18 protein-coding genes and 1 tRNA gene are annotated in these 20,857 nt (G+C 59.2%); 4 read left to right on the forward strand and 15 right to left on the reverse strand.

What is annotated here, in order from left to right; translation table 11 throughout:
• Positions 1 to 70 precede the first annotated feature (70 nt).
• From EZI54_RS01640 to sdhC, 4 genes are read right to left on the reverse strand one after another with little or no spacing between them, the layout of a single operon-like run.
• Positions 71 to 775, reverse strand: coding sequence for a succinate dehydrogenase iron-sulfur subunit (locus tag EZI54_RS01640; protein WP_131478385.1), 705 nt, complete (start codon positions 773 to 775; stop codon positions 71 to 73).
• 14 nt (positions 776 to 789) lie between these two features.
• Positions 790 to 2,562, reverse strand: coding sequence for a succinate dehydrogenase flavoprotein subunit (sdhA, locus tag EZI54_RS01645; RefSeq protein WP_131478387.1), 1,773 nt, complete (start codon positions 2,560 to 2,562; stop codon positions 790 to 792).
• Between the two features lie 3 nt (positions 2,563 to 2,565).
• Complete coding sequence (gene sdhD, locus EZI54_RS01650) at positions 2,566 to 2,910, reverse strand: succinate dehydrogenase, hydrophobic membrane anchor protein (RefSeq protein ID WP_131478389.1); 345 nt, start codon at positions 2,908 to 2,910, stop codon at positions 2,566 to 2,568.
• Positions 2,904 to 3,278 (reverse strand): succinate dehydrogenase, cytochrome b556 subunit, encoded by a 375-nt coding sequence (gene sdhC, locus EZI54_RS01655; RefSeq protein WP_131478645.1) that lies wholly within the window; start codon positions 3,276 to 3,278, stop codon positions 2,904 to 2,906. The genes sdhD and sdhC overlap by 7 nt, the downstream gene beginning before the upstream one ends.
• 704 nt (positions 3,279 to 3,982) lie before the next feature.
• On the opposite strand from sdhC, the gene gltA reads away from it, so the two are divergent.
• Positions 3,983 to 5,257, forward strand: a complete 1,275-nt coding sequence (gene gltA, locus EZI54_RS01660) for a citrate synthase (protein ID WP_131478391.1) — start codon at positions 3,983 to 3,985, stop codon at positions 5,255 to 5,257.
• A gap of 121 nt (positions 5,258 to 5,378) precedes the next feature.
• A complete protein-coding gene (locus EZI54_RS01665) occupies positions 5,379 to 6,263 on the forward strand; it encodes an NAD(P)-dependent oxidoreductase (protein ID WP_131478393.1) in 885 nt (294 codons plus the stop codon).
• Positions 6,264 to 6,318: 55 nt separating this feature from the next.
• On the opposite strand, the gene topA is transcribed toward EZI54_RS01665, so the two are convergent.
• The 3 genes from topA to fadB all read right to left on the reverse strand — a co-directional run bounded on the left by topA (position 6,319) and on the right by fadB (position 12,661).
• Complete coding sequence (topA, locus tag EZI54_RS01670) at positions 6,319 to 8,967, reverse strand: type I DNA topoisomerase (RefSeq protein WP_131478395.1); 2,649 nt, start codon at positions 8,965 to 8,967, stop codon at positions 6,319 to 6,321.
• Between the two features lie 337 nt (positions 8,968 to 9,304).
• The gene (fadA, locus tag EZI54_RS01675) at positions 9,305 to 10,480 is read right to left on the reverse strand and encodes an acetyl-CoA C-acyltransferase FadA (RefSeq protein WP_131478397.1); all 1,176 of its coding nucleotides are present in this window, start codon (positions 10,478 to 10,480) and stop codon (positions 9,305 to 9,307) included.
• A gap of 33 nt (positions 10,481 to 10,513) precedes the next feature.
• Positions 10,514 to 12,661 carry a fatty acid oxidation complex subunit alpha FadB gene (gene fadB, locus EZI54_RS01680; protein WP_131478399.1) on the reverse strand — a complete coding sequence of 716 codons (2,148 nt, stop codon included), beginning with the start codon at positions 12,659 to 12,661 and terminating at the stop codon, positions 10,514 to 10,516.
• A 580-nt stretch (positions 12,662 to 13,241) separates the two neighbouring features.
• Here fadB and EZI54_RS01685 point away from each other — a divergent pair.
• Positions 13,242 to 14,060, forward strand: coding sequence for a hypothetical protein (locus EZI54_RS01685; protein WP_242674315.1), 819 nt, complete (start codon positions 13,242 to 13,244; stop codon positions 14,058 to 14,060).
• Between the two features lie 17 nt (positions 14,061 to 14,077).
• Here EZI54_RS01685 and EZI54_RS01690 read toward each other — a convergent pair whose 3' ends face one another.
• Positions 14,078 to 14,527, reverse strand: coding sequence for a hypothetical protein (locus tag EZI54_RS01690; RefSeq protein WP_131478403.1), 450 nt, complete (start codon positions 14,525 to 14,527; stop codon positions 14,078 to 14,080).
• Between the two features lie 109 nt (positions 14,528 to 14,636).
• Between EZI54_RS01690 and EZI54_RS01695 the strand changes: the two genes are divergently transcribed.
• Complete coding sequence (locus EZI54_RS01695; RefSeq protein WP_131478405.1) at positions 14,637 to 15,068, forward strand: universal stress protein; 432 nt, start codon at positions 14,637 to 14,639, stop codon at positions 15,066 to 15,068.
• Positions 15,069 to 15,095: 27 nt separating this feature from the next.
• On the opposite strand, the gene EZI54_RS01700 is transcribed toward EZI54_RS01695, so the two are convergent.
• The 7 genes from EZI54_RS01700 to EZI54_RS01725 all read right to left on the reverse strand — a co-directional run bounded on the left by EZI54_RS01700 (position 15,096) and on the right by EZI54_RS01725 (position 20,763).
• Positions 15,096 to 15,782: a DUF6901 family protein gene (locus tag EZI54_RS01700; RefSeq protein ID WP_131478407.1), complete on the reverse strand. Its 687-nt coding sequence runs from the start codon at positions 15,780 to 15,782 to the stop codon at positions 15,096 to 15,098.
• 147 nt (positions 15,783 to 15,929) lie between these two features.
• Positions 15,930 to 17,834, reverse strand: coding sequence for an ATP-binding cassette domain-containing protein (locus EZI54_RS01705; protein ID WP_131478409.1), 1,905 nt, complete (start codon positions 17,832 to 17,834; stop codon positions 15,930 to 15,932).
• Positions 17,835 to 17,837: 3 nt separating this feature from the next.
• A complete protein-coding gene (locus EZI54_RS01710) occupies positions 17,838 to 18,650 on the reverse strand; it encodes an MOSC domain-containing protein (protein ID WP_242674316.1) in 813 nt (270 codons plus the stop codon).
• A gap of 102 nt (positions 18,651 to 18,752) precedes the next feature.
• Positions 18,753 to 18,828, reverse strand: a tRNA-Gly gene (locus tag EZI54_RS01715).
• 228 nt (positions 18,829 to 19,056) lie between these two features.
• Entirely contained in the window at positions 19,057 to 19,182 is a 126-nt protein-coding gene (locus tag EZI54_RS25250; RefSeq protein WP_278248694.1) for a hypothetical protein, read from the reverse strand.
• A gap of 10 nt (positions 19,183 to 19,192) precedes the next feature.
• Positions 19,193 to 19,954, reverse strand: coding sequence for a TetR/AcrR family transcriptional regulator (locus tag EZI54_RS01720; RefSeq protein WP_131478410.1), 762 nt, complete (start codon positions 19,952 to 19,954; stop codon positions 19,193 to 19,195).
• Positions 19,955 to 20,157: 203 nt separating this feature from the next.
• Positions 20,158 to 20,763 (reverse strand): DUF924 family protein, encoded by a 606-nt coding sequence (locus tag EZI54_RS01725; RefSeq protein ID WP_131478412.1) that lies wholly within the window; start codon positions 20,761 to 20,763, stop codon positions 20,158 to 20,160.
• Between the last annotated feature and the right edge of the window lie 94 nt (positions 20,764 to 20,857).

A 20,857-nucleotide genomic window follows, 5' to 3' on the forward strand; every position in this document is an offset into this window, starting at 1 on the left:
TGACTTCACCTTACGCCAGGGAAGGCTGGATACATCAGAACAGTATAGCGCCTGTGCCAGCCTTTGCTGATCAGGTCGCCCGCTGAAGGAGCAGGTTCCGGATATGGCCAATGGCCTTGGTCGGATTCAGCCCCTTCGGGCAGACACTGACGCAGTTCATGATGCCCCGGCAGCGGAATACACTGAACGGGTCATCCAGATTGGCCAGGCGCTCTTCCTTCGCCTGGTCCCGGCTGTCAGCCAGGAAGCGGTATGCCTGCAGCAGGCCTGCCGGACCGACGAACTTGTCCGGATTCCACCAGAAGGACGGACAGGACGTGGAACAGCATGCACAGAGGATACACTCGTACAGGCCGTCCAGCTTCTCCCGCTCTTCTGGGGATTGCAGACGTTCGATGGCCGGTGCCGGATCACGATTGATCAGGTATGGCTGCACCTTTTCATACTGCTGGTAGAACAGGCTCATATCGACGACCAGGTCGCGGATGACCGGAAGCCCCGGCAACGGCCGAATGACGAGCTTGCCCTTCTTGACGACCTCGGAAATCGGCGTGATACAGCCCAGACCGTTCTTGCCGTTCATGTTGAGACCGTCGGAACCACAAACACCTTCGCGGCAGGAGCGACGATAGGCCAGGGACGGATCCTTCTCCTTCAGGAGATTCAGGACGTCCAGCACCATCAGGTCCTTACCCTTAGGAATTTCCAGCTCAATATCCTGCATGTAAGGCGCGTTGTCAGTTTCGGGATTGTACCGATATACGCTTACTAACATTTCTGCGTCACTCCTTAGTAAGTCCGAATCTTCGGCTGGAAGGTATCCACCGTCTTCGGCGCGAAGTTGACATCACGCTTGCCTACACGCTTCTCAAGCGGGAAGTACAGCGAGTGCTTCAGCCAGTTCTCATCGTCGCGCTCGGTAAAGTCGTTACGTGCATGGGCACCACGACTCTCCTTGCGCTCAATGGCTGAAACCGCAGTGGCATAGGCGACTTCATACAGGTTGTCCAGCTCCAGCGCTTCGACACGATCGGTGTTGAACGCGTTGCTGCGGTCGGTCAGCCTGGTCTTGCGAACCCGCTCGCCGATCTCGTCCAGCTTCTTGAGCCCTTTCTCCATGCTCTCGCCGTCCCGGAACACACCGAAATAAAGCTGCATGGTGCTCTGCAGATCCTTGCGGACTTCGGCAACACTCTCCCCTTCGGACGCGCTATTGAGGCGATCAAGGCGAGCCATGGCACGCTTGATGTCCTCCTCGGTCGGCTCCATGACCTCGGCGCCTTCACGCAGCTGCTTCTCGATGTGCAGACCGGCAGCACGACCGAAGACAACCAGATCCAGCAGCGAGTTGCCACCCAGGCGGTTGGCGCCGTGTACAGACACGCAGGCGGCCTCACCGCAGGCAAACAGCCCTTCAATGAAGACATCGTTGCCATTCTCGTCCTGGGTAATCGCCTGGCCACCAACGTTGGTCGGGATACCACCCATCATGTAGTGACAGGTCGGCACAACCGGGATGGGTTCCTTAACCGGATCCACATGCGCAAAGGTTCGTGACAGCTCACAGATGCCCGGCAGACGCAGGTTCAGCGTCTCTTCACCCAGGTGATCCAGCTTGAGCAGAACGTGGTCCTTGTCCGGACCAACACCGCGGCCTTCCAGGATCTCGATGACCATGGACCGGGCAACAACATCACGTCCCGCCAGGTCTTTGGCGTTGGGCGCGTAGCGCTCCATGAAGCGCTCGCCTTCGGAGTTGATCAGGTAACCACCCTCACCCCGACACCCTTCGGTGACCAGCGTACCGGCACCGTGGATACCGGTCGGATGGAACTGCCACATCTCCATATCCTGAACCGGGAAGCCGGCGCGCAGCGCCATACCGATGCCGTCACCGGTGTTGATCAGGGCATTGGTGGTCGAGGCGTAGATCCGACCCGCACCGCCAGTAGCCAGGACCGTGGCCTTGGCCTTGATGAAGGCCACTTCGCCGGTTTCGATCTCGATGGCGATAACGCCCACCACCTGGCTCTTGCTGTTCTTGACCAGATCGACGGCGTACCACTCGTTGAGGAAGGTCGTACCGCCTTTCAGGTTGGCCTGGTAAAGGGTATGCAGCAAGGCGTGACCGGTACGGTCAGCCGCCGCACAGGTACGGGCCGCCTGACCGCCTTTACCGTAGTCCTTGGACTGTCCGCCAAACGGACGCTGGTAGATGCGGCCGTTTTCGGTGCGCGAGAACGGAAGCCCCATATGCTCCAGCTCGAAGACAGCCTGCGGACCCACCGAACACATGTACTCGATCGCGTCCTGGTCACCGATGTAGTCGGACCCCTTGACGGTGTCGTACATGTGCCAGCGCCAGTCGTCGTTCGGATCCGCACTGGCGATGGCACAGGTGATGCCACCCTGGGCGGAGACCGTATGAGAACGGGTCGGGAACACCTTGGTAAGACAGGCCGTGTTGACGCCGGATTCGGTCAGCTGCAGCGCCGCGCGCATGCCGGAGCCGCCACCGCCGATAACAATTGCGTCATAAGAAATTGTCTTCATATTAGACATAAATCAAAGCCCCCAGAGAATCTGTACACCCCAAACCACATAGACGAACATCACAGCACCACAGAACGCCTGCACCAGGAAGCGCGGCGCGGTGGCCTTGATGTAGTCGGTTGTCACGGTCCAGAGCCCGACCCATGCATGGCCGCCGATCGAAAACAGCGCCATCAGGCTGAAGATCTTGAACCAGGTTTGATCGAACAGACCCGCCCAACTGGCATAATCCACGTCAGTGAACAGCAGGAAACCCAGCATAAAAAGGGTGTATAGCGCCAGTACGTAGGCGGTGACGCGCTGGATCATCCAGTCATAGACACCACTGCGACCCAGGTTCGTTACGCTGCTTACCATACCCAAACCCCCGCGAGAACGATCAGGATGACGGAAATAACCACGGTGGCTTGCGCGGCCAGTCGGCCGGACTGCAGTTCTTCGCAGTACCCCATGTCCATGATCAGGTGCTTGATACCTGCCACCAGGTGATACAGCAGAGCAGACAGGATGCCCCAGATGATCAGCTTCGCCAGGAAGCTGTCCAGCAAGTTACCAACCGCATTGAAGCCGTCCTCCCCCGACAGGGAAAGTTGCAGACCGTACAGCATGAACGCAATACCGACGAAGATAATGATTCCGCTGATTCGGTGCAGGATCGAGGTGATCGCTGGCAATGGGAAATGGAACTTGCTGAGATCGAGATTTACTGGTCGTTTGCTATTCACAGCTCTCTCACACTCTCTTCTTGTCCGGTTCACCGTAAGCTCGCCGGACGGATGGTTGGTGTAGTTGGGTGTTCTTTTGTGGATCAGAACAATGGAGGGAGAACACGACACTGACGAAACGTCGTCATTGGCGTTCCAGACTGGCATGTCCCCGATTCCGGGCTAGGGATTATAAGGAGTGGCCCCTTGAATTACAAACCGGCAATCGACCGAAACCCCTCAGTGAGCGGGCATTTAGCCACCAACAAGCCTCCTGGCTTGCATTAACATTTAGGAACCTACAAAACTTTTCAGACCAAGGTCCAGTCTCGGCAATTCCCTATCGCTGATCCCTCAAATTACCCATTTCGCCACTATACATCATTGCGAATTCCTGCTTCATCCATTGACAATAAAAGCCAACTCCCTATATTTTGCCGCCACGCTTCAAAACTGTGTGTGTGCCCGACGCTGGGCGTGAAACACCGATCTGACGGTTTTTGCGGAATAACCAAGCAACTCACCCCCTGCACCCCGGTGCAGCCCGGAATGCCGCGCCCAGAGGCGTTCCGTCCGTGACCTCACGGAGTGATGTTGCAATAATATGCGTTTTCAAGAGAGCAACCGGCGGCGGGCAGAACATCCATTCAGCCTGTCCTGCAGCACCGCCTGCGGCGTCTCCGGAAACCTTTCTAACGCTGGAAATGCTGATATAGGAGAGCACCATGACCGACAGGAAAGCACAGCTTTCGGTGGGTGATAAGTCAATTGAGCTGCCCGTATATGCCGGCACGGAAGGTCCAGATGTCATCGACGTCAGAGGTCTCGTCCAGGAAGGCGTCTTTACCTACGATCCAGGCTTCGTATCCACCGCAGCCTGCGAATCCAAGATCACCTACATTGACGGTGCCAATGGTGTTCTTCTGCACCGCGGGTACCCGATCGAACAGCTGGCAGAGAAGTCCGACTACCTGGAAGTCTGCTACCTGCTGCTCAATGGTGAACTGCCGACAGCCGAGGAAGATGCCCGCTTCCGCGACACCGTCAAGCACCACACCATGATTCACGACCAGATGCGCCATTTCTTCAGCGGTTTCCGGCGTGACGCGCACCCAATGGCCATCATGTGCGGCGTGGTCGGCGCCCTGTCCGCCTTCTATCACGACCAGATGGACGTGACCAACCAGGAGCAGCGCGAGATCACCGCTCACCGCCTGGTCGCCAAGATGCCGACCATCGCGGCCTGGTGCTACAAGTACGCCAACGGGCAGCCTTTCATCTACCCGCGCAACGACCTGAGCTATTCCGAAAACTTCCTGCAGATGATGTTCGGCAACCCCTGCGAGGAGTACAAGGTCAATCCGGTCCTGGCCAAGGCCATGGACAAGATCTTCATCCTCCACGCCGACCACGAACAGAACGCCTCCACCTCCACCGTACGCCTGGCCGGCTCCACCGGCGCCAACCCCTACGCGTGTATCGCCTCCGGGATCGCCGCCCTTTGGGGCCCCGCGCACGGCGGTGCCAACGAGGCGGTACTGGACATGCTGGCCGAGATCGGCGACGAAGCCAATATCGAGAAGTTCGTGGCCAAGGCCAAGGACAAGGATGACCCCTTCCGCCTGATGGGCTTCGGTCACCGGGTCTACAAGAACTTCGACCCGCGCGCCAAGGTCATGCGCGAGACGTGTCACGAGGTCCTGGCCGAGCTCGGCCTGGAAAACGATCCGCTGCTGCGCATCGCCCAGCGTCTCGAGAAAATTGCCCTGGAGGACGACTACTTCGTGGAGCGCAAGCTCTACCCGAACGTCGACTTCTACTCCGGCATCATCCTGAAAGCGATCGGCATTCCGACCTCCATGTTCACGGTGATCTTCGCCATGGCACGTACCATCGGCTGGTTCTCCCACTGGAACGAGATGGTCAGCGGCAGCTACCGTATAGGACGGCCGCGCCAGCTTTACACCGGCGCCAGCAAGCGCGACTATCCTGCAAAGTAATCGCTTCGCAGGATCCGGTGAAAAGGGCTGCACAGTGTGCGGCCCTTTTTTGTTGGTACAGACTCGAGACTCAACCGTCACCCCCGCCGGGGTGCAACTCTGGATATCAGGAGGCAGAATCATGTCCAGCAAGGTGACCTTCATCGGACTGGGTGTCATGGGCTACCCGATGGCCGGACATCTGGCCAACGCCGGCCACGACGTCACCGTCTTCAACCGGACCAGCGCAAAAGCCGGGGAATGGACCCGGGAGTACAAGGGGAAGGCCTGCAGCAGCATTGCCGAGGCGGTGGCTGAAGCGGATTTCGTGATGACCTGCGTCGGTGCCGATCCCGACCTGCGCCAGGTTTATCTCGGTCCCGGGGGCATCATTGCCAACGCCCCGGACCACGCCATTCTGGTTGATCACACCACGGTCTCGGCCGGTGTCACGGCGGAGATCGCCCAGGCGGCCTCAGAGCGCGGCCAGTCGTTCATAGACGCCCCGGTCTCCGGTGGGCAGCAAGGCGCAGAGAACGGCAAACTGACGGTCATGTGTGGCGCCGACCCGGCGGCTTTCGAAAAGGCCAGGCCCTTGATGGAACTTTACGGCAAGGCCGTTACCCGGATGGGCGAACCGGGTAAGGGCCAGCTCACCAAGATGGTCAACCAGATCGCCATAGCTGGCCTTGTCCAGGGCCTGTCCGAGTGCCTCTACTTTGCTGAAAAGTCAGGCCTCGACCAGCGCCAGGTGATCGATGTCATTTCACAGGGCGCCGCCCAATCCTGGCAGATGGAGAACCGTGCAGACACCATGATTGCCGGTAAGTACGACCACGGATTCGCCGTCAACTGGATGCGCAAGGATCTGGATATCTGCCTGACCGAAGCCCGGGAGCGCGGCATCACCCTGCCCGTCACCGCCCTGGTGGACCAGTTCTACGCGGACGTACAGAGCATGGGCGGCGAGCGCTGGGATACCTCCAGCCTGCTGGCCCGCCTGCGCAAGCTGGGCGGCCTTCAATAACTTGATTCAGGGCAACAAAAAAGGGCCTCGCAAGGCCCTTTTTTGATTGTGGCGATCAGGATTTCTTGTCTTTCGGCTGCCATTTTCCGTTGGCGTAGAACGCGCTCCAGCCGGTGGCCTTGCCGTCCTTCTCGCTCATCACGTACTGCTCCCTGGTCTTGCGGCTGTAGCGGATGACTGTCGGGTTTCCTTCGGGATCCTGCTCAGGTGCCTCCATCAGGAACGCGTACTTTGGATCGATCTCGTCGCGATGAGGCTTGATCTCCTTCACCAGCGGCGCACGGGTTTCCCGGTTCTTGGGAAACTTGCTGGCCGCCAGGAACAGTCCGGATGCGCCGTCACGCAGCACGTAGGTGTCATCGACCTTCTCGCACTTGAGCTCCGGCATGGGGACCGGGTCCATCTTGGGGGGCGCCGGTTCACCGTTGCGGAGCAACTTACGGGTGTTCTTGCACTCACTGTTGGTGCACCCGAAGTACTTGCCAAAGCGGCCGGTCTTGAGCTGCATCTCGGAGCCGCACTTGTCACACTCCAGCGTCGGGCCGTCGTAGCCCTTGATGCGGAAAGTCCCCTCTTCCACCTCGTAACCGGAGCAATCCGGGTTGTTACCACAGACGTGCAGCTTGCGCTTCTCGTCGATCAGGTAGCTGTCCATGGCGGTGCCGCACTTCGGGCAACGACGTTTCTTGCGCAGCAGGCGGCTCTCACCCTCGCCTTCCACATCATCATCGGCGCTGACGACATCGTCGCCGGAAACCAGATTGATCGTGGTCTTGCAGCGTTCCTTGGGCGGCAAGCTGTAGCCGGAACACCCCAGGAACACGCCGGTGCTGGCGACACGGATCTGCATCGGGCGCGAGCAGCTGGGGCACGGTATGTCGGTTTCTGTCGGCGTGTTGCCACGCATACCACCCTGCTCGGCGTCACTACCCGCCTCTTCCAACTGCTGCCTGAACCGGCCGTAGAAACCGTTGAGCACCTTCTTCCAGTCGATTTCGCCGGATGCGATCTCGTCCAGTTCCTCTTCCAGGCGAGCCGTAAAGTCGTAGTCCATCAGGTTCTTGAAGGATTCCGACAGTCGATCCGTAACGATATCGCCCATCTTTTCAGCGTAGAAGCGGCGATTCTGCAGCCGTACATAGCCCCGGTCCTGAATGGTCGAGATGATCGACGCATAGGTCGAAGGCCGCCCAATACCCCGCTTTTCCAGCTCCTTGACCAGGCTTGCTTCGGTGTAGCGCGGAGCCGGCTTGGTAAAGTGCTGGGTCGGATCCAGCCTGGCCAGGTCCAGCACCTCATCCACCTTGATATCCGGCAACGCGACGTCTTCATCCTTCTTGGAGGACTGCGGCGCGGCCTTGAGAAAACCGTCGAAGCGGATGATGCGCCCGCGGGTACGCAGCTCGTATCCGCCTGCCTCGACGGTGATGGACGTACTGATAAATTCCGCATCCGCCATCTGACAGGCCATGAATTGGCGCCAGATCAGCTCATAGAGGCGCTCAGCGTCTTTTTCCAGGCCCTTGATATCGGCGGGACGACGCTTCACATCGGTGGGCCGGATGGCCTCGTGGGCTTCCTGGGCGCCTTCCTTGCTGCCATAGACCCGGGGTTTCTCCGGCAGGTATTTCTGACCGAACTGGTCGCCGATATAGTCCCGTACCGCAGCGACAGCATCCTGACTCAGGTTGGTGGAGTCGGTACGCATGTAGGTGATGAAACCCGCCTCATACAGGCGCTGGGCCAGCATCATGGTCTTCTTGACGCTGAAGCCCATCCGGTTACTGGCGGCCTGCTGCAGCGTGGACGTAATAAAGGGAGCGCCTGGCCGCGAGCGGGTCGGCTTGTCTTCCCGCTTGGCGACACGGAAATCCGACGCCTTCAGCTTGTCGACGTGCGCCTGGGTTTCCTTCTCGCTGGTCGGCCGGAAAGCCTTGTTGCTGTCGTCCCGGGTCACTTCGAAGCGGACCGGTGATTTCTCGCCTTTCGCTTTCAGATCCGCATGCACCTGCCAGTATTCTTCCGGCACAAAGGTGCGGATCTCGCGTTCGCGCTCGACAATCAGGCGCACCGCCACAGACTGTACCCGACCGGCCGAAAGCCCCCGGGCGAGCTTGCTCCAGAGCAGCGGCGACACCATGTAGCCCACGACCCGATCGAGGAAGCGGCGGGCCTGCTGGGCATTGACGCGATATCGATCCAGTTGCCCCGGCTCCTTGAAGGCTTCCTGGATCGCCCGCTTGGTGATCTCGTTGAACACCACGCGGCGATACTTGTCGGACTCGCCGCCAATGGTTTCCTGCAGGTGCCAGGCGATCGCTTCCCCCTCACGGTCCAAATCCGTCGCGAGATAGATGCGATCGGCAGACTTGGCCAGGCGTCTCAGTTCGCTGACCACCTTTTCCTTGCCCGGAAGCACCTGGTAGTTGGCTTCCCAATCCCTTTCCGGATCGACGCCCATACGGCTGACAAGCTGCTCGCGCGCCTTGCGCTTCTTGTACTCCGCCTTTTCCTCGGGATTCATCTTCCGCGTCTGGGCGGCCTGGCGCGCACGTTCCTTGGGATCGCTCTGGCTGCCACTCCCACTGACGGGAAGGTCGCGAATATGCCCCACACTGGACTTCACCACATAGTCGGAGCCCAGGTACTTGTTGATGGTTTTCGCTTTTGCCGGTGACTCGACAATGACGAGACTTTTGCCCATATCGGAATCGGTTTCCTCGAAATGCGGCTCGACCCCCTAACGGAATCGGCCACCTGAAATTCTGGATTTGAGAAACACTGAACAGGTGTCAGCCCAATATCGCCGGCAGAACAGCTCTTCAGTGCATCTCAATACTGGCTACAAATCAGGCCGCTAGCGCTCCCTGGCGCTCGCAGGTCTTATAGGTGCTCTGTTTTACAGGGTCAAGGTTATCAGCACAACCCATGATTGGGCCGCGTTACAGGAATACAACCCAATCGGACACAGCATTGCGTCGCTGACCACCTATAAAAAAGCCCGGCGCTGGGCCGGGCTCCTGTCACTCACGCCAAGGCGATCAGACCCGCTCCCAAACGGTTGCGATGCCCTGCCCCAGGCCGATACACATGGTCGAAACGCCCAGCGTACCGCCCTTGGCCTGCATCACATTCAGCAGCGTGGTGGAGATCCGGGCGCCGGAGCAGCCCAGTGGGTGACCCAGGGCGATCGCGCCGCCGTTCAGGTTCACCTTCTCGTCCATCACGTTCAGCAGCTTAAGGTCCTTCAGCACCGGCAGCGACTGGCCCGCGAAGGCCTCGTTCAGCTCCCAGAAGTCGATGTCCTCGACCTTGAGACCGGCACGCTTGAGCGCCTTCTTGGTGGCCGGAACTGGACCATAACCCATGATCGCGGGATCACAACCGGCAACCGCCATGCTGCGAACGCGGGCGATGGGCTTCAGCCCCAGGGCTTCTGCCCGCCCGGCGGACATCAGCAGCATGGCGGACGCGCCGTCGGTCAGCTGGGACGACGTCCCCGCAGTCACCGTGCCGTTCTTCGGATCGAAGGCCGGACGCAGCTGGGCCAGCGACTCGGCCGTGGTTTCCGGACGAATGGTCTCGTCTTCCTCGATCAGCTTCACGAAACCGTTCTCGTCGTGACCCTGGATGGGCACGATCTCGTTCTTGAAGCGACCTTCCAGCGTAGCTTCGTGGGCCAGACGGTGTGAGCGGGCACCGAATTCATCCTGCTGCTCACGGGTGATGCCGTGCATCTTGGCCAGCATTTCCGCGGTCAGGCCCATCATGTTGGAGGCCTTGGCAGAGTACTTGGACGATGCCGGGTTGTGATCGAAGCCGGACGTCATCGGTACGTGGCCCATATGCTCCACGCCGCCGACCATGAACACGTCGCCGTTGTTGGTCTGGATGGCCTGGGCAGCCGTATGGATCGCCGTCATCGCCGAACCGCACAGGCGGTTGACGGTCTGGGCAGCGGATTCATGGGGAATACGCGTCATCAGGGAAATCTGACGCGCCACGTTGAAGCCCTGCTCTTGGGTCTGGTTCACACAGCCCCAGACAACGTCTTCCACTTCTTTCGGGTTCAGGTCCGGGTTGCGCTCGAAGATCGCATCGATCAGTGCAGCCGACAGGTTTTCCGCACGCACATTGCGGAAACATCCGTTCTTGGCACGACCCATCGGAGTCCGCACGCAATCGACGACGACAACGTCTCTCGGATTAAGGCTCATAGATCTTTCTCCGTTCGGAAATCTCGTTCAGGGTTAGCCAAAGAACGTTTCGCCATTCTTGGCCATTTCACGCAGCTTCTCGGTCGGGTGATACAACGGACCCAGATCTGCATACTTGTCTGCCAGTTCGACGAACCTGTCGACACCCATGTCGTCGATATAGCGCAGCGCACCGCCACGGAACGGCGGGAAGCCGATACCGTAGATCAGGCCCATATCGGCGTCAGCCGGGGCTTCGACGATGTTGTCTTCCAGGCAGCGGACGGTTTCGAGGCACAGCGGGATCATCATGCGGGCGACGATCTCGTCTTCCTCGAACTCCTTCCTGCCCTGAACGACCGGCTCGATCAGCTTGTAGGTTTCCTCGTCGACGACCTTCTTCTGCTTGCCCTTCCTATCGGTCTCGTACTTGTAGAAACCCTTGTCGTTCTTCTGGCCGTAACGGTTGTTCTCGAACATCACATCGATGGCGGACTTGTTCTCGTCCTTCATCCGGTCCGGGAAGCCTTCGGCCATGACTTCGTTGGCGTGCCTGGCGGTGTCCATGCCCACCACGTCCAGCAGATAGGCCGGGCCCATCGGCCAACCGAACTTCTCCATGACCTTGTCGACTTTCTGGAAGTCGGCGCCGTCACGTACCAGGCCGGCAAAGCCGCCGAAGTACGGGAACAGGACGCGGTTGACCAGGAAGCCCGGGCAGTCGTTGACGACGATCGGCGTCTTGCCCATGGCCTTGGCGTAGGCGACGGTGGTCGCAACCGCCTTGTCGCTGGTCTTCTCGCCACGGATGACCTCAACCAGCGGCATCATGTGCACCGGGTTGAAGAAGTGCATGCCGCAGAAGTTCTCCGGACGCTTGAGATTCCGGGCCAGCGTATTGATGGAGATGGTGGAGGTGTTGGAGGTGAGGACGGTGTCTTCGCGAACCATTTCCTCGGTTTCGCGCAGGACCGCATCCTTCACTTTCGGATTTTCAACGACGGCCTCGACCACCAGGTCTACGTTCTTGAAATCGCCATAGTTCAGGGTCGGCGTGATGCTGTTGAGCACGTCGGCCATCTGGTCGGGCTTCATCTTGCCCTTGTCGATGCGCTTGGTCAGAAGCTTCTTGGCCTCTTTAAGCCCCAGGGCGATGCCATCCTGGTTGATGTCCTTCATAAGGATGGGGGTGCCCTTCAGCGCGGACTGGTACGCCACACCGCCCCCCATGATACCGGCACCCAGTACGGCTGCCAGTTTCACGTCGTTCGCTTCCTTTTCCCAGAGCTTGGCCTTCTTCTTCAGTTCCTGATCGTTCAGGAACAGGCCAACCAGGCAGGCCGCCACGTTGGTCTTAGCCATCCTGGCGAAGCCCTTGGCTTCCACTTCGATCGCCTTGTCGCGGGTCAGGCTGGCATGCTTCTGCATAACCTTGATGGCCTCGACCGGCGCCGGGTAGTTCTTGCCCGCCTTGCCGGCCACGAAGGCCTTGGAGATCTCGAACGCCATCATGCTTTCCATAGCGTTCAGCCTGATCTTGCCCTGCTTCTCTTCACGACGCGCCTTGTAGTCCAACTTGCCGTCGTTGCACTGGTTGATCAGGTCGATCGCAGCATCGACCAGCTTGTCGCCCTCCAGAACCGCGTCGACAGCGCCTTCTTTGAGCGCTTTGTCGGCACGGTTCTCGGTGCCGCCGGAAATCCACTCGATAGCGTAATCCACACCGATCAGTCGGGACAGGCGGACGGTGCCACCGAAGCCCGGGAAAATCCCCAGCTTCACTTCCGGCAGGCCGACTTTCGCCTTCGTGTCCATGACCCGGTAATCGGTGGCCAGGCACATTTCAAAGCCGCCGCCCAGCGCCATGCCGTTGATGGCGGTCACGGTCGGGAACGGCAGGTCTTCAATCGTGTTGAACACCTCGTTCGCCTTCAGGTTGTTGGCAACGAGGTCTTCTTCCGAACCGGCGAAAAGCTCGGTAAATTCGGTGATATCAGCACCAACAATGAAGCTGTCCTTGGAACTGGTCACCACCAGCCCCTTGATATCCTTCGAAGCCTTCAGCTTGTCAGCCGCGGCGCCCAGCTCTTCGATGGTGAGGCGATTGAACTTGTTTACCGACTCGCCTTGCAAGTCGAAGTTCAGCTGAGCGATCCCGCCTTCGATCTCTTTAACCGTGATGGCTTTACCTTCGTAAATCATCAACTGATCTCCAGTCTGTGTTTGGAACTGCACCAATGACCCGATCCGGCATACCGGCGGGCCGATTCATGCAGAGAGATTTCGGTCACTGCCCGATCATTCGATCCAGAATTCATACAGTCGTTTGAATCGAGTGCGCACACGATGAAAAAAAACCGTTCGTTTGTCAATTTGTTTCTTGCCCGGCGTCCCCCAGAGTCAACCTGTGGATCACCGAAACAGCGGCAGAAACGACCAGACAAATTGCGATTACAGCGGCTTAGACCACGGGCCTCAAGCGAACTGCCAAGGAGGAATCACACGTTCCTGAAAACGGGCGATTTACGGGATGTGCCAGGCTGTAAAAGCCTGTCAAAAGCGCTTGATTGGCACGCGGAGTTACTTTAGCCTCGAATTCAAACAAGCGTCCAACTGCCGATGGCACGATCAAACCAGAACAACGGATTCAACGCGGCCAAAAGCTTGCATCCCTGCCCGACGCCATGGACGCAAAACAACAACAAATGACTCTACAGACAAGACAATAAGAACGGAGATCCAGTCGATGGTCCATCCCGGTAAGTGGTTCAGGGCGTCAGTTATGGCGCTGCTCGCGTGCGTCGTTCCTTTCGCTTCCATGGCGGTCTATGCCGCCGAAAATCCGCTGCTTGCAGCCTTTCACCAGTTCCGGATCAGCAACTTTACGGCACTGAATGCCTACTACCGGTTCAGCGTCAATGGCGATACCGACACCCTTAACGAAATCGTTGCCGCCATCAACGACGCCAACAGCCAGATCAAGCAGGTCGATGCCGTGTCCGACGATATCCTGAAAGCCGACCAGATCGCCGGCCTCAACACTGAATTCGACAAGTACAAGGACCTGATGCGCCAGAACATCAACGATGTGCGCAAGAACGGCTACCCCGACCTACGCCTGGTATCGGATATGGCCAACCAGGCCCAGGCGCTGAGCAGCACATCGGCCGAACTCTACGACATCGTCCGGACGAACAATAACGTGAAGACCGATGAACGGGTGGAGGCGGCCCGTGCAGCCGCCGTATTGATGGCCCAGATGATGAGCAAGTATTCGGCCCGCTCCACATCATCCGTATCCCAGACGTTCCAGGGGGCAGACACCGAGCAGCCACTGGACGAACAGGCCCATGCATTCGATGAGCAGATGTCGAAAGTGACCCGGGGCAACCCCAGCGGCGAGTTGCGGGCCGCGTTAAGCAACGTGGCCTCGAAGTGGGCCTTTATCCGCGGTTCCTACATCAACTACAACGACAACAACGTGTCGTTCGTGATTGACCGTTACTCCAAGGAAATACTCAAGCAACTGGCCGAAGCCATCGCCCTGATGACCGACTCAGGGGCACCGCAACAGGCGACCGCCCAGGCCTCCGGCAATTGATGACCGTGCCGGACGCCTCAGTGTCCGACACCTTCCGCAATCTTCAACGCCCAGCTCATGGGCTTTTCCAGATCGTCGATTGTCGCCGATTCGTCCCAGACGAACCCAATGCCCCGCTGATCGGCCAACCAGCCCTTGAAGGCGCCGGACAGCTCCGGCAATGCCCCGGCTCCCGGAAAGGCACTGTTCTCCTCACCCGGCTCGATCCGCCGCGGGATCAGCAACGCCCGCCGGTCCACCGCGGCCTCGGCCGACCAGGGCGCCCAATAGAGCATCAGCAGTCCGCCCTCCCCCGACTTGGCAAAACGCTCGCGCACCTGCCCCTTGACGGATTCCACTTTCAGGCCCTTACTGATGGCCCGGTTCCGCAGGCGCACCCTGCGCCGTTCGTCCGCCGTCGGTTTGACCCAGGACCAGGAACCAATCAGGAATGCGAGGATCAAGACAATTATAAGCCACTTGGTCAATGCACTATCCTTTTACGAACAACTTGAAAAATTTGACGCATATCAGTGATATCACGCTTCCAGTGATCTAGATTGATAATAATACGGCAACCCGCTGAAGCGAGAGGAAATGACCATGTACAAGACCATTCTTGCTGCGATCGACCTGACTGAAGAAGCCGATCAGGTGATTACCCGTGCCAGTGAACTGGCGGGCATCCACCAGGCCGAACTGGTTCTTCTGCATGTCGTCGAGCCTGTTGGTTACGCCTATGGTGGGGACATTCCCATGGACCTGACCGAACTGCAGGAGCAGCTGGACAAATCGGCCCGGGATCAACTGACGGATCTCGGCCACAAACACGGTGTCGAGGACAGGAACCTGCTGGTTACGGTAGGTCGGCCGGAAGCCGAAATCCACCGGGTCTGCGAGGAACGCGGTGTGGACCTGGCGGTCGTCGGCAGCCATGGCCGCCACGGTATACAGCTGCTGCTGGGCTCCACCGCCAATGGCGTACTTCACGGCGCCAAGTGCGATGTGCTTGCCGTGCGCATCAATTAACCGCCCATCCGAGGTGTGGTACCGGATCTATGGCGCCACACCCATACCGTGTTCATCCAGCTTGGCTTCGAGCTTGCGCAACTGGGTTTCCAGTGAATAGGAGACGCTCGACGCCATGGAAAAGAAATTCAGCAACGCCTTCAGGTTGCTGTCACCCCGACAGAACGTGTGAACCCGTTGCCAGAGCGCCTGGTTGACCAACTGCAGTCGCTGGTTGCGCTCTACCAGTCCCTGCAATTCCCAATCCGGCGTCTGGTGATGGCGCTTTCCGAAATACTGCTGCAACAGGTATAGCGAGACACTGCGCATGATGAACTCGTCGCTACTGGCGAAGGGCATGTGATGGACCGCCATGGCGCGCAGCTCGCCCAGGATCGGACACTGACTGGTGGCCATGATCAATCCCAGCAGCGAGCGCAAGGCCTCTTCCAGCGTCGTTTCCTTCTCGTAACGCCGGCGACCGTCGTCCACGCGAACCGTCACTTTCTCGTAGGCATTCTCGTCTCGAAATGCATCGACGACCGGCAACATATCCGCTGCCGCCGGGCAGTGACTGACATCCGTTTTCTTGAGGGGGCAATTACTGCACTGACAGTGCCCAAGACGTGTCCATTCAGGCAGGCCGGCTGTGTCCGCCACCGGCCTTGCATCCATATCCACCTGGAAATCCCGGGTGTCGCCTTCGCGCAGGGCAAAAGAATAGGTAATGCTCATTCAGGACCCTTTATCAACTTCTGGCCATCGGGAATACCCAATCGAGTGTACTGGATTACAACGGCCGACAGCGTGATATTTGGTTTGATTTTGCAATTGCGGGCCTGAAAATTGAATCAAGCCATCATGCGACATTCGTCGTGTTGATCAGCCCGCCATTTCCTCCAGTTCCATCCAACGCTCCATCGCCTGCTCCAGCTCCTGCTCCCTGGTGGCGAGGGCTTCCAGCGTCTTTGAAACCTCGTCATGCGGACGGGCGTAGAATGCCGTATCGGACACCGTGGCCTGCAACGACTCGATTTCACCCTCAAGGGCCGCGATCCGCTCCGGCAGTCCTTCCAGTTCAAGCTTGAGCTTATAGCTCAGCTTGCGGCTGCCACCGCCGGAGGGCTTCGCCTTTGGCGCTTCGGCTTTCGCGGATACCTCTGCCCTGGGCTTCTCCGGCGCCGGTCGTTCCGAAGGGAAAACACCACCCTGCCGACGCCAGTCCTCATAGCCACCGACGTACGTACGCACGCGACCGGAACCGTCCAGGAACAGCGTATCGGTCACCACGTTGTCGAGGAATTCACGGTCGTGGCTGATGACAATAACCGTGCCGTTAAAGGCCACCAGCTGCGATTCCAGCAACTCCAGCGTCTCGACATCCAGGTCGTTGGTGGGCTCGTCCAGCACCAGGATATTGGCCGGTTTGCTGAACAGCTTGGCCAGCATCAACCGGGCCCGCTCGCCGCCGGAGAACACCCGCACCGGTGAGCGCGCCCGTTCCGGCGAAAACAGGAAGTCCTGCAAATAGCCGAGGACATGTTTCTGCTGGCCATTGATCTCGATGAATTCACGACCTTCCGCCAGGTTTTCCAGGGCATTCTGCTCCGGATCCAGCTCGCCGCGCAGCTGGTCGAAGTACGCCACCGAGCGGTTCGTACCCAGGCGCACCTGGCCTTCCCGGGGCTCCAGGTCGCCTAACAGCAGACGGACGAGCGTGGTCTTCCCGGTGCCGTTCTCACCGATCAGGCCCAGTTTATCGCCCCGCATGATCGTCAGGTTGAGATCCTGGATGATCGGATCCTGGTCGCCATAGGCAAACACGGCATTCTTTGCCTCTACCACCAGCTTGCCGGAGCGGGCCGCGTCCTCGATGGCGAAACTGGCGTTGCCTCCGCGTTCACGTCTCTGGCGCCGTTCCTCGCGCATCGCCTTGAGGGCGCGGACGCGCCCCATGTTGCGGGTTCGCCGTGCCTTGATGCCCTGCCGGATCCAGGCCTCTTCCTGGCGCAGCCTGCGGTCGAATTCGGCATTCTGGCGCTCCTCTTCCTCCAGCGCCTTTTCTTTCAACTCCAGATAACGGTCATAGGTGGCCGCGAAGCTCACCAGTTGGCCACGATCCAGCTCCACGACCCGCGTCGCCAACCGGCGGATAAAGGCCCGGTCGTGACTGACAAACAACAGTGCACCGGGGTATTGCCGCAGCGTCTCTTCCAACCAGGCGATGGCCGGTACATCAAGATGGTTGGTCGGCTCATCCAGCAGCAACAGGTCGGGTTCGGCCACCAGGGCCTTGGCCAGTAGCACCCGGCGCTGCCAGCCGCCTGACAGGGTGGCCAGCACCTGGTCCGGATCAACGCCGAACTGCGCCAGGATAGCGTTCACTTTCTGGTCCAGGCGCCAGCCATCCAGGACTTCCAGTTTTTCCTGAACCTGCATCAGACGCTTCAGGCTGGCCTCATCCGCCTGCTGGGACAGGGTATGGAACTCCGCCAGCAACAGCCCCGTCTCCGGAAATGCATCGGCCACCACCTCATAGGTCGTGCGCTGATCATCGGAGGGCAGCATCTGCGGCAGCACGGCCATGACAGCGCCATCCTCAAGCCGAACGGTGCCGCCATCGGGGATGACTTCGCCGAGAATCACTTTCAGCAGGGTCGACTTGCCCTCCCCGTTACGCCCCAACAGGGAGACCCGCTCACCCCGCTCAATGATCAGGCGTGCGTCGTCCAGCAACGGGTGCAGGCCGTAGGCCAGGGAGACGCCCTCAAGACTCAGCAATGGCATGAATTAGTGATCCTCGCGTAATGCTACTTCGAATGTATCGCCGACGCGGATGGTGGCCGGACCGGAATGAACGGCGTTCACACCGAACAGGACACCGTCCGGGGTTCGCCGAAAACGCCCCAGCTCCCGCAGCGGCTGCAGGCTGTCGGAACGGACGCCTTCGTCCGGATGGACCGTCGTCATCAGACAGCGAGAGCAAGGCTTTACCAGATCCAGCGAAAGGCCGTCGCGATGTAACGCCGCCCAACCGTCCTCATCAAACGCGTCGCCTCCGGAAACCACAATATTGGGCCGAAAACGACGCATATCCACCGGCTCGCCAATCCGTTCCGAGAGGGCTGCCAGCGACGCCGTATGCGTAATCAGAAAGGGAAACCCGTCGACGAAGCTGACCCGCCGCTCTTCCGATACGTAATTCCGGTCAACCGGGCGGATGCTGGACTCGGGCATATACGCCAACGCCACCCGGAGACCCAGCCAGTCACTCAACAACTCGGCAGGTCCCGGCTTGGCCAACCGGGCCTTGACCCAGTCCCGCCATACCAACACACGACGCTCGTCCTCACCGGCCATGACCGGTACCGGGGCTTCCTGCCCAGGAATCGACAGCGTCAGCACGCCATCCCGGAGAGCCGCATGCACCTGGGCCAGTCTTGGCTGCTCGCGCTGTGTCACGAAGCGACCGTCTTCATCGACCAGCATCCAGCGACGATCACCGGCCGGGCCAAAATCGTCCAGTGTCACGGCGTCGACTTCAACGCCGTGCAACGATTTGACCGGGTAGTAGAAGAGCTGTTCAACCGTCAACTGCGCCATGATGTAGCCTCCGTGCAAAAGACGAAGGATAACAGCGGCGTGGATAAACTGTCAGTGCAGAAACGAAAAAGCCCGGCACGAGGCCGGGCTTTTTCTGGAATCTGGAGCGGGAAACGAGATTCGAACTCGCGACCCCAACCTTGGCAAGGTTGTGCTCTACCAACTGAGCTATTCCCGCTTTTCATTGGACCTGACAATTAAGTCCGGAACCGGATCTTTCGGGGCATCCGATCGAGCACGCTCTTTATCGTGCTCATCCCTGCCTTCGCTTTTTCAATCGCTGTGGTATCAGCGATTGGCTCAGGCGTTGGCTGCGGAGCAGCTCACCCAACTGAGCTATTCCCGCTCGTTTTGTGAGGGCTATCCCCGTCAACGGCTGCGTATTCTACGGATTCGACCGTTTCCGTCAACCACTTTTTTGATCTTTTTTCTGCAGGACAACCACCGTGGCACGGGGCAACGGCATCGAGTCTCCAAAGCCGCGCCATGATGGTGAATCGCCCTGAATGCCAGAGGCGATCCAGGCGTTCATCGGAGGCGCCTTAGTAATGAGCACCGCCCAGGTTACCGGCATCGGGCGATGATACCGAAGGCGCCACCCCCATCAACATGCCAATGACCCGCTGCAGGGATCCCTCGACGAAGCTGGAACTGAACCGCTCCCGAAACAGCAGGCCATCGTATCCCATACCCGAGACCACACTGATCAGGAGTGCCGCATCCCGGCGCGGACTGTTCGTGCCCAGCCGTTTCATGATGGCTTCAACGCCGTCCAGCCAGGCCTTGCGATATTCCTTCGCCAGCGACTCCAGCCCCGGTTCCCGCATGGCCTCCGCCAGGAACGCCTGCTCGGTCAGGACCGAGGAGGTGTTATCCCGGATCTGCTGGACGAAATAACGGGCGATGTAGGCGGCAAGTTCCACGGCCAGCTGCTCCCGCCCCTGCAGGCTATGCAGGCTGCCCCGCACCAGGGCCCGGTCGATCAGACTGTTGAGTCCTTTATAGAAAGCTTCCAGTTCCCGATTCGCCTTTTCTGCAAACAGCATGAAAGCGTCCTGGATCAGCTCTTCGATATCCTTGAAGTAGTATGTCGTCGAGGCCAGGGGTACATCCGCCCGCTTGGCAACCGGTCGGTGTTTGATACCTCTTACGCCCTCGTGGGCGGCTATTTCCAGCGCTGCCTCCAGAATCTTGCGTCGGCGGGTTTCACTTTTAGCTCGTGCGGCCTTGCGGCCGTGGTAGTGAATGGATTCCTGCAATGCCCCGCCGACAACAGACTCAGCTTCCGGCTTGTCGTCCGTCATCGTTCCGTTCCGTTCTTGCTTGTCGAGTCCAGGGGATTTTTATTTTTCTGCACGCCCTGTCCGTTGATTTATGGGGAAATGCTTAGCCATTATCGCCTCGCTTGATCGTGGATCAAGCCGGCGGGAATGGGCAAGGCCCCCAGTAGCACCCCTCACTATTCTATTCTGACGAAAATTACGACAGAAAATAGTGACCGGGATCATCATTGTCCGAATCGTTGACCGTCATCGGCCAGGAAAGCCTCCTCCGCTTCCGTGGAACGCCGCCCCATCAACGCATTGCGATGGGGGAACCGGCCAAATCGGGCGACGATATCCCGATGCTGGCATGCAGACTGGTAAAAGGATGACAGCACGTCACGCAAACGACCATCCGCCGTCGCCATCAACTGCTCGTACAACGCCACGCCCCTGGCCTGGTCCGTCAGCCGCTCTGAATGCTGTAACGGCATCAGGAAGAAAGCCCGCTGGATCAGCGGCAGCTGTACATCCAGCCCTTTGTCCAGCCCCTCCAGGCAACAACGCCTGGCGAGTGCATCGTTATCAAAGGCCATTGCCCGGCCACGGTGAATGTTTCGGGAGAACTGATCCAGCAACAGGATTTCAGCCAGTGCTCCTGTCGCGTCTCCCCGCCATTCCGCCAGGCCTTCCTCGGACGCGACCAGCACCAATGACAGGAATCGACGCCGGATTTCCCAATCGAACGAGCGACTCGACCTGAACCAGCGGCCGCGATGATTGGTATCGGGCACGCCATCGTGATCGAGGTCGCCGAACCAGAAATGAATGACTTCCTGCGCTGACAGCATCACCCTTCTCCTATCGCTACCAACCATGTCCATAATGCGCCAATCCGGCATACTATACGTAGAGCATTGGGAAACGTCAGTTCGGGCCGGCCAT

The sequence above is a fragment of the Marinobacter halodurans genome (assembly GCF_004327985.1).
In the GTDB taxonomy this organism is placed as follows: domain Bacteria; phylum Pseudomonadota; class Gammaproteobacteria; order Pseudomonadales; family Oleiphilaceae; genus Marinobacter_A; species Marinobacter_A halodurans.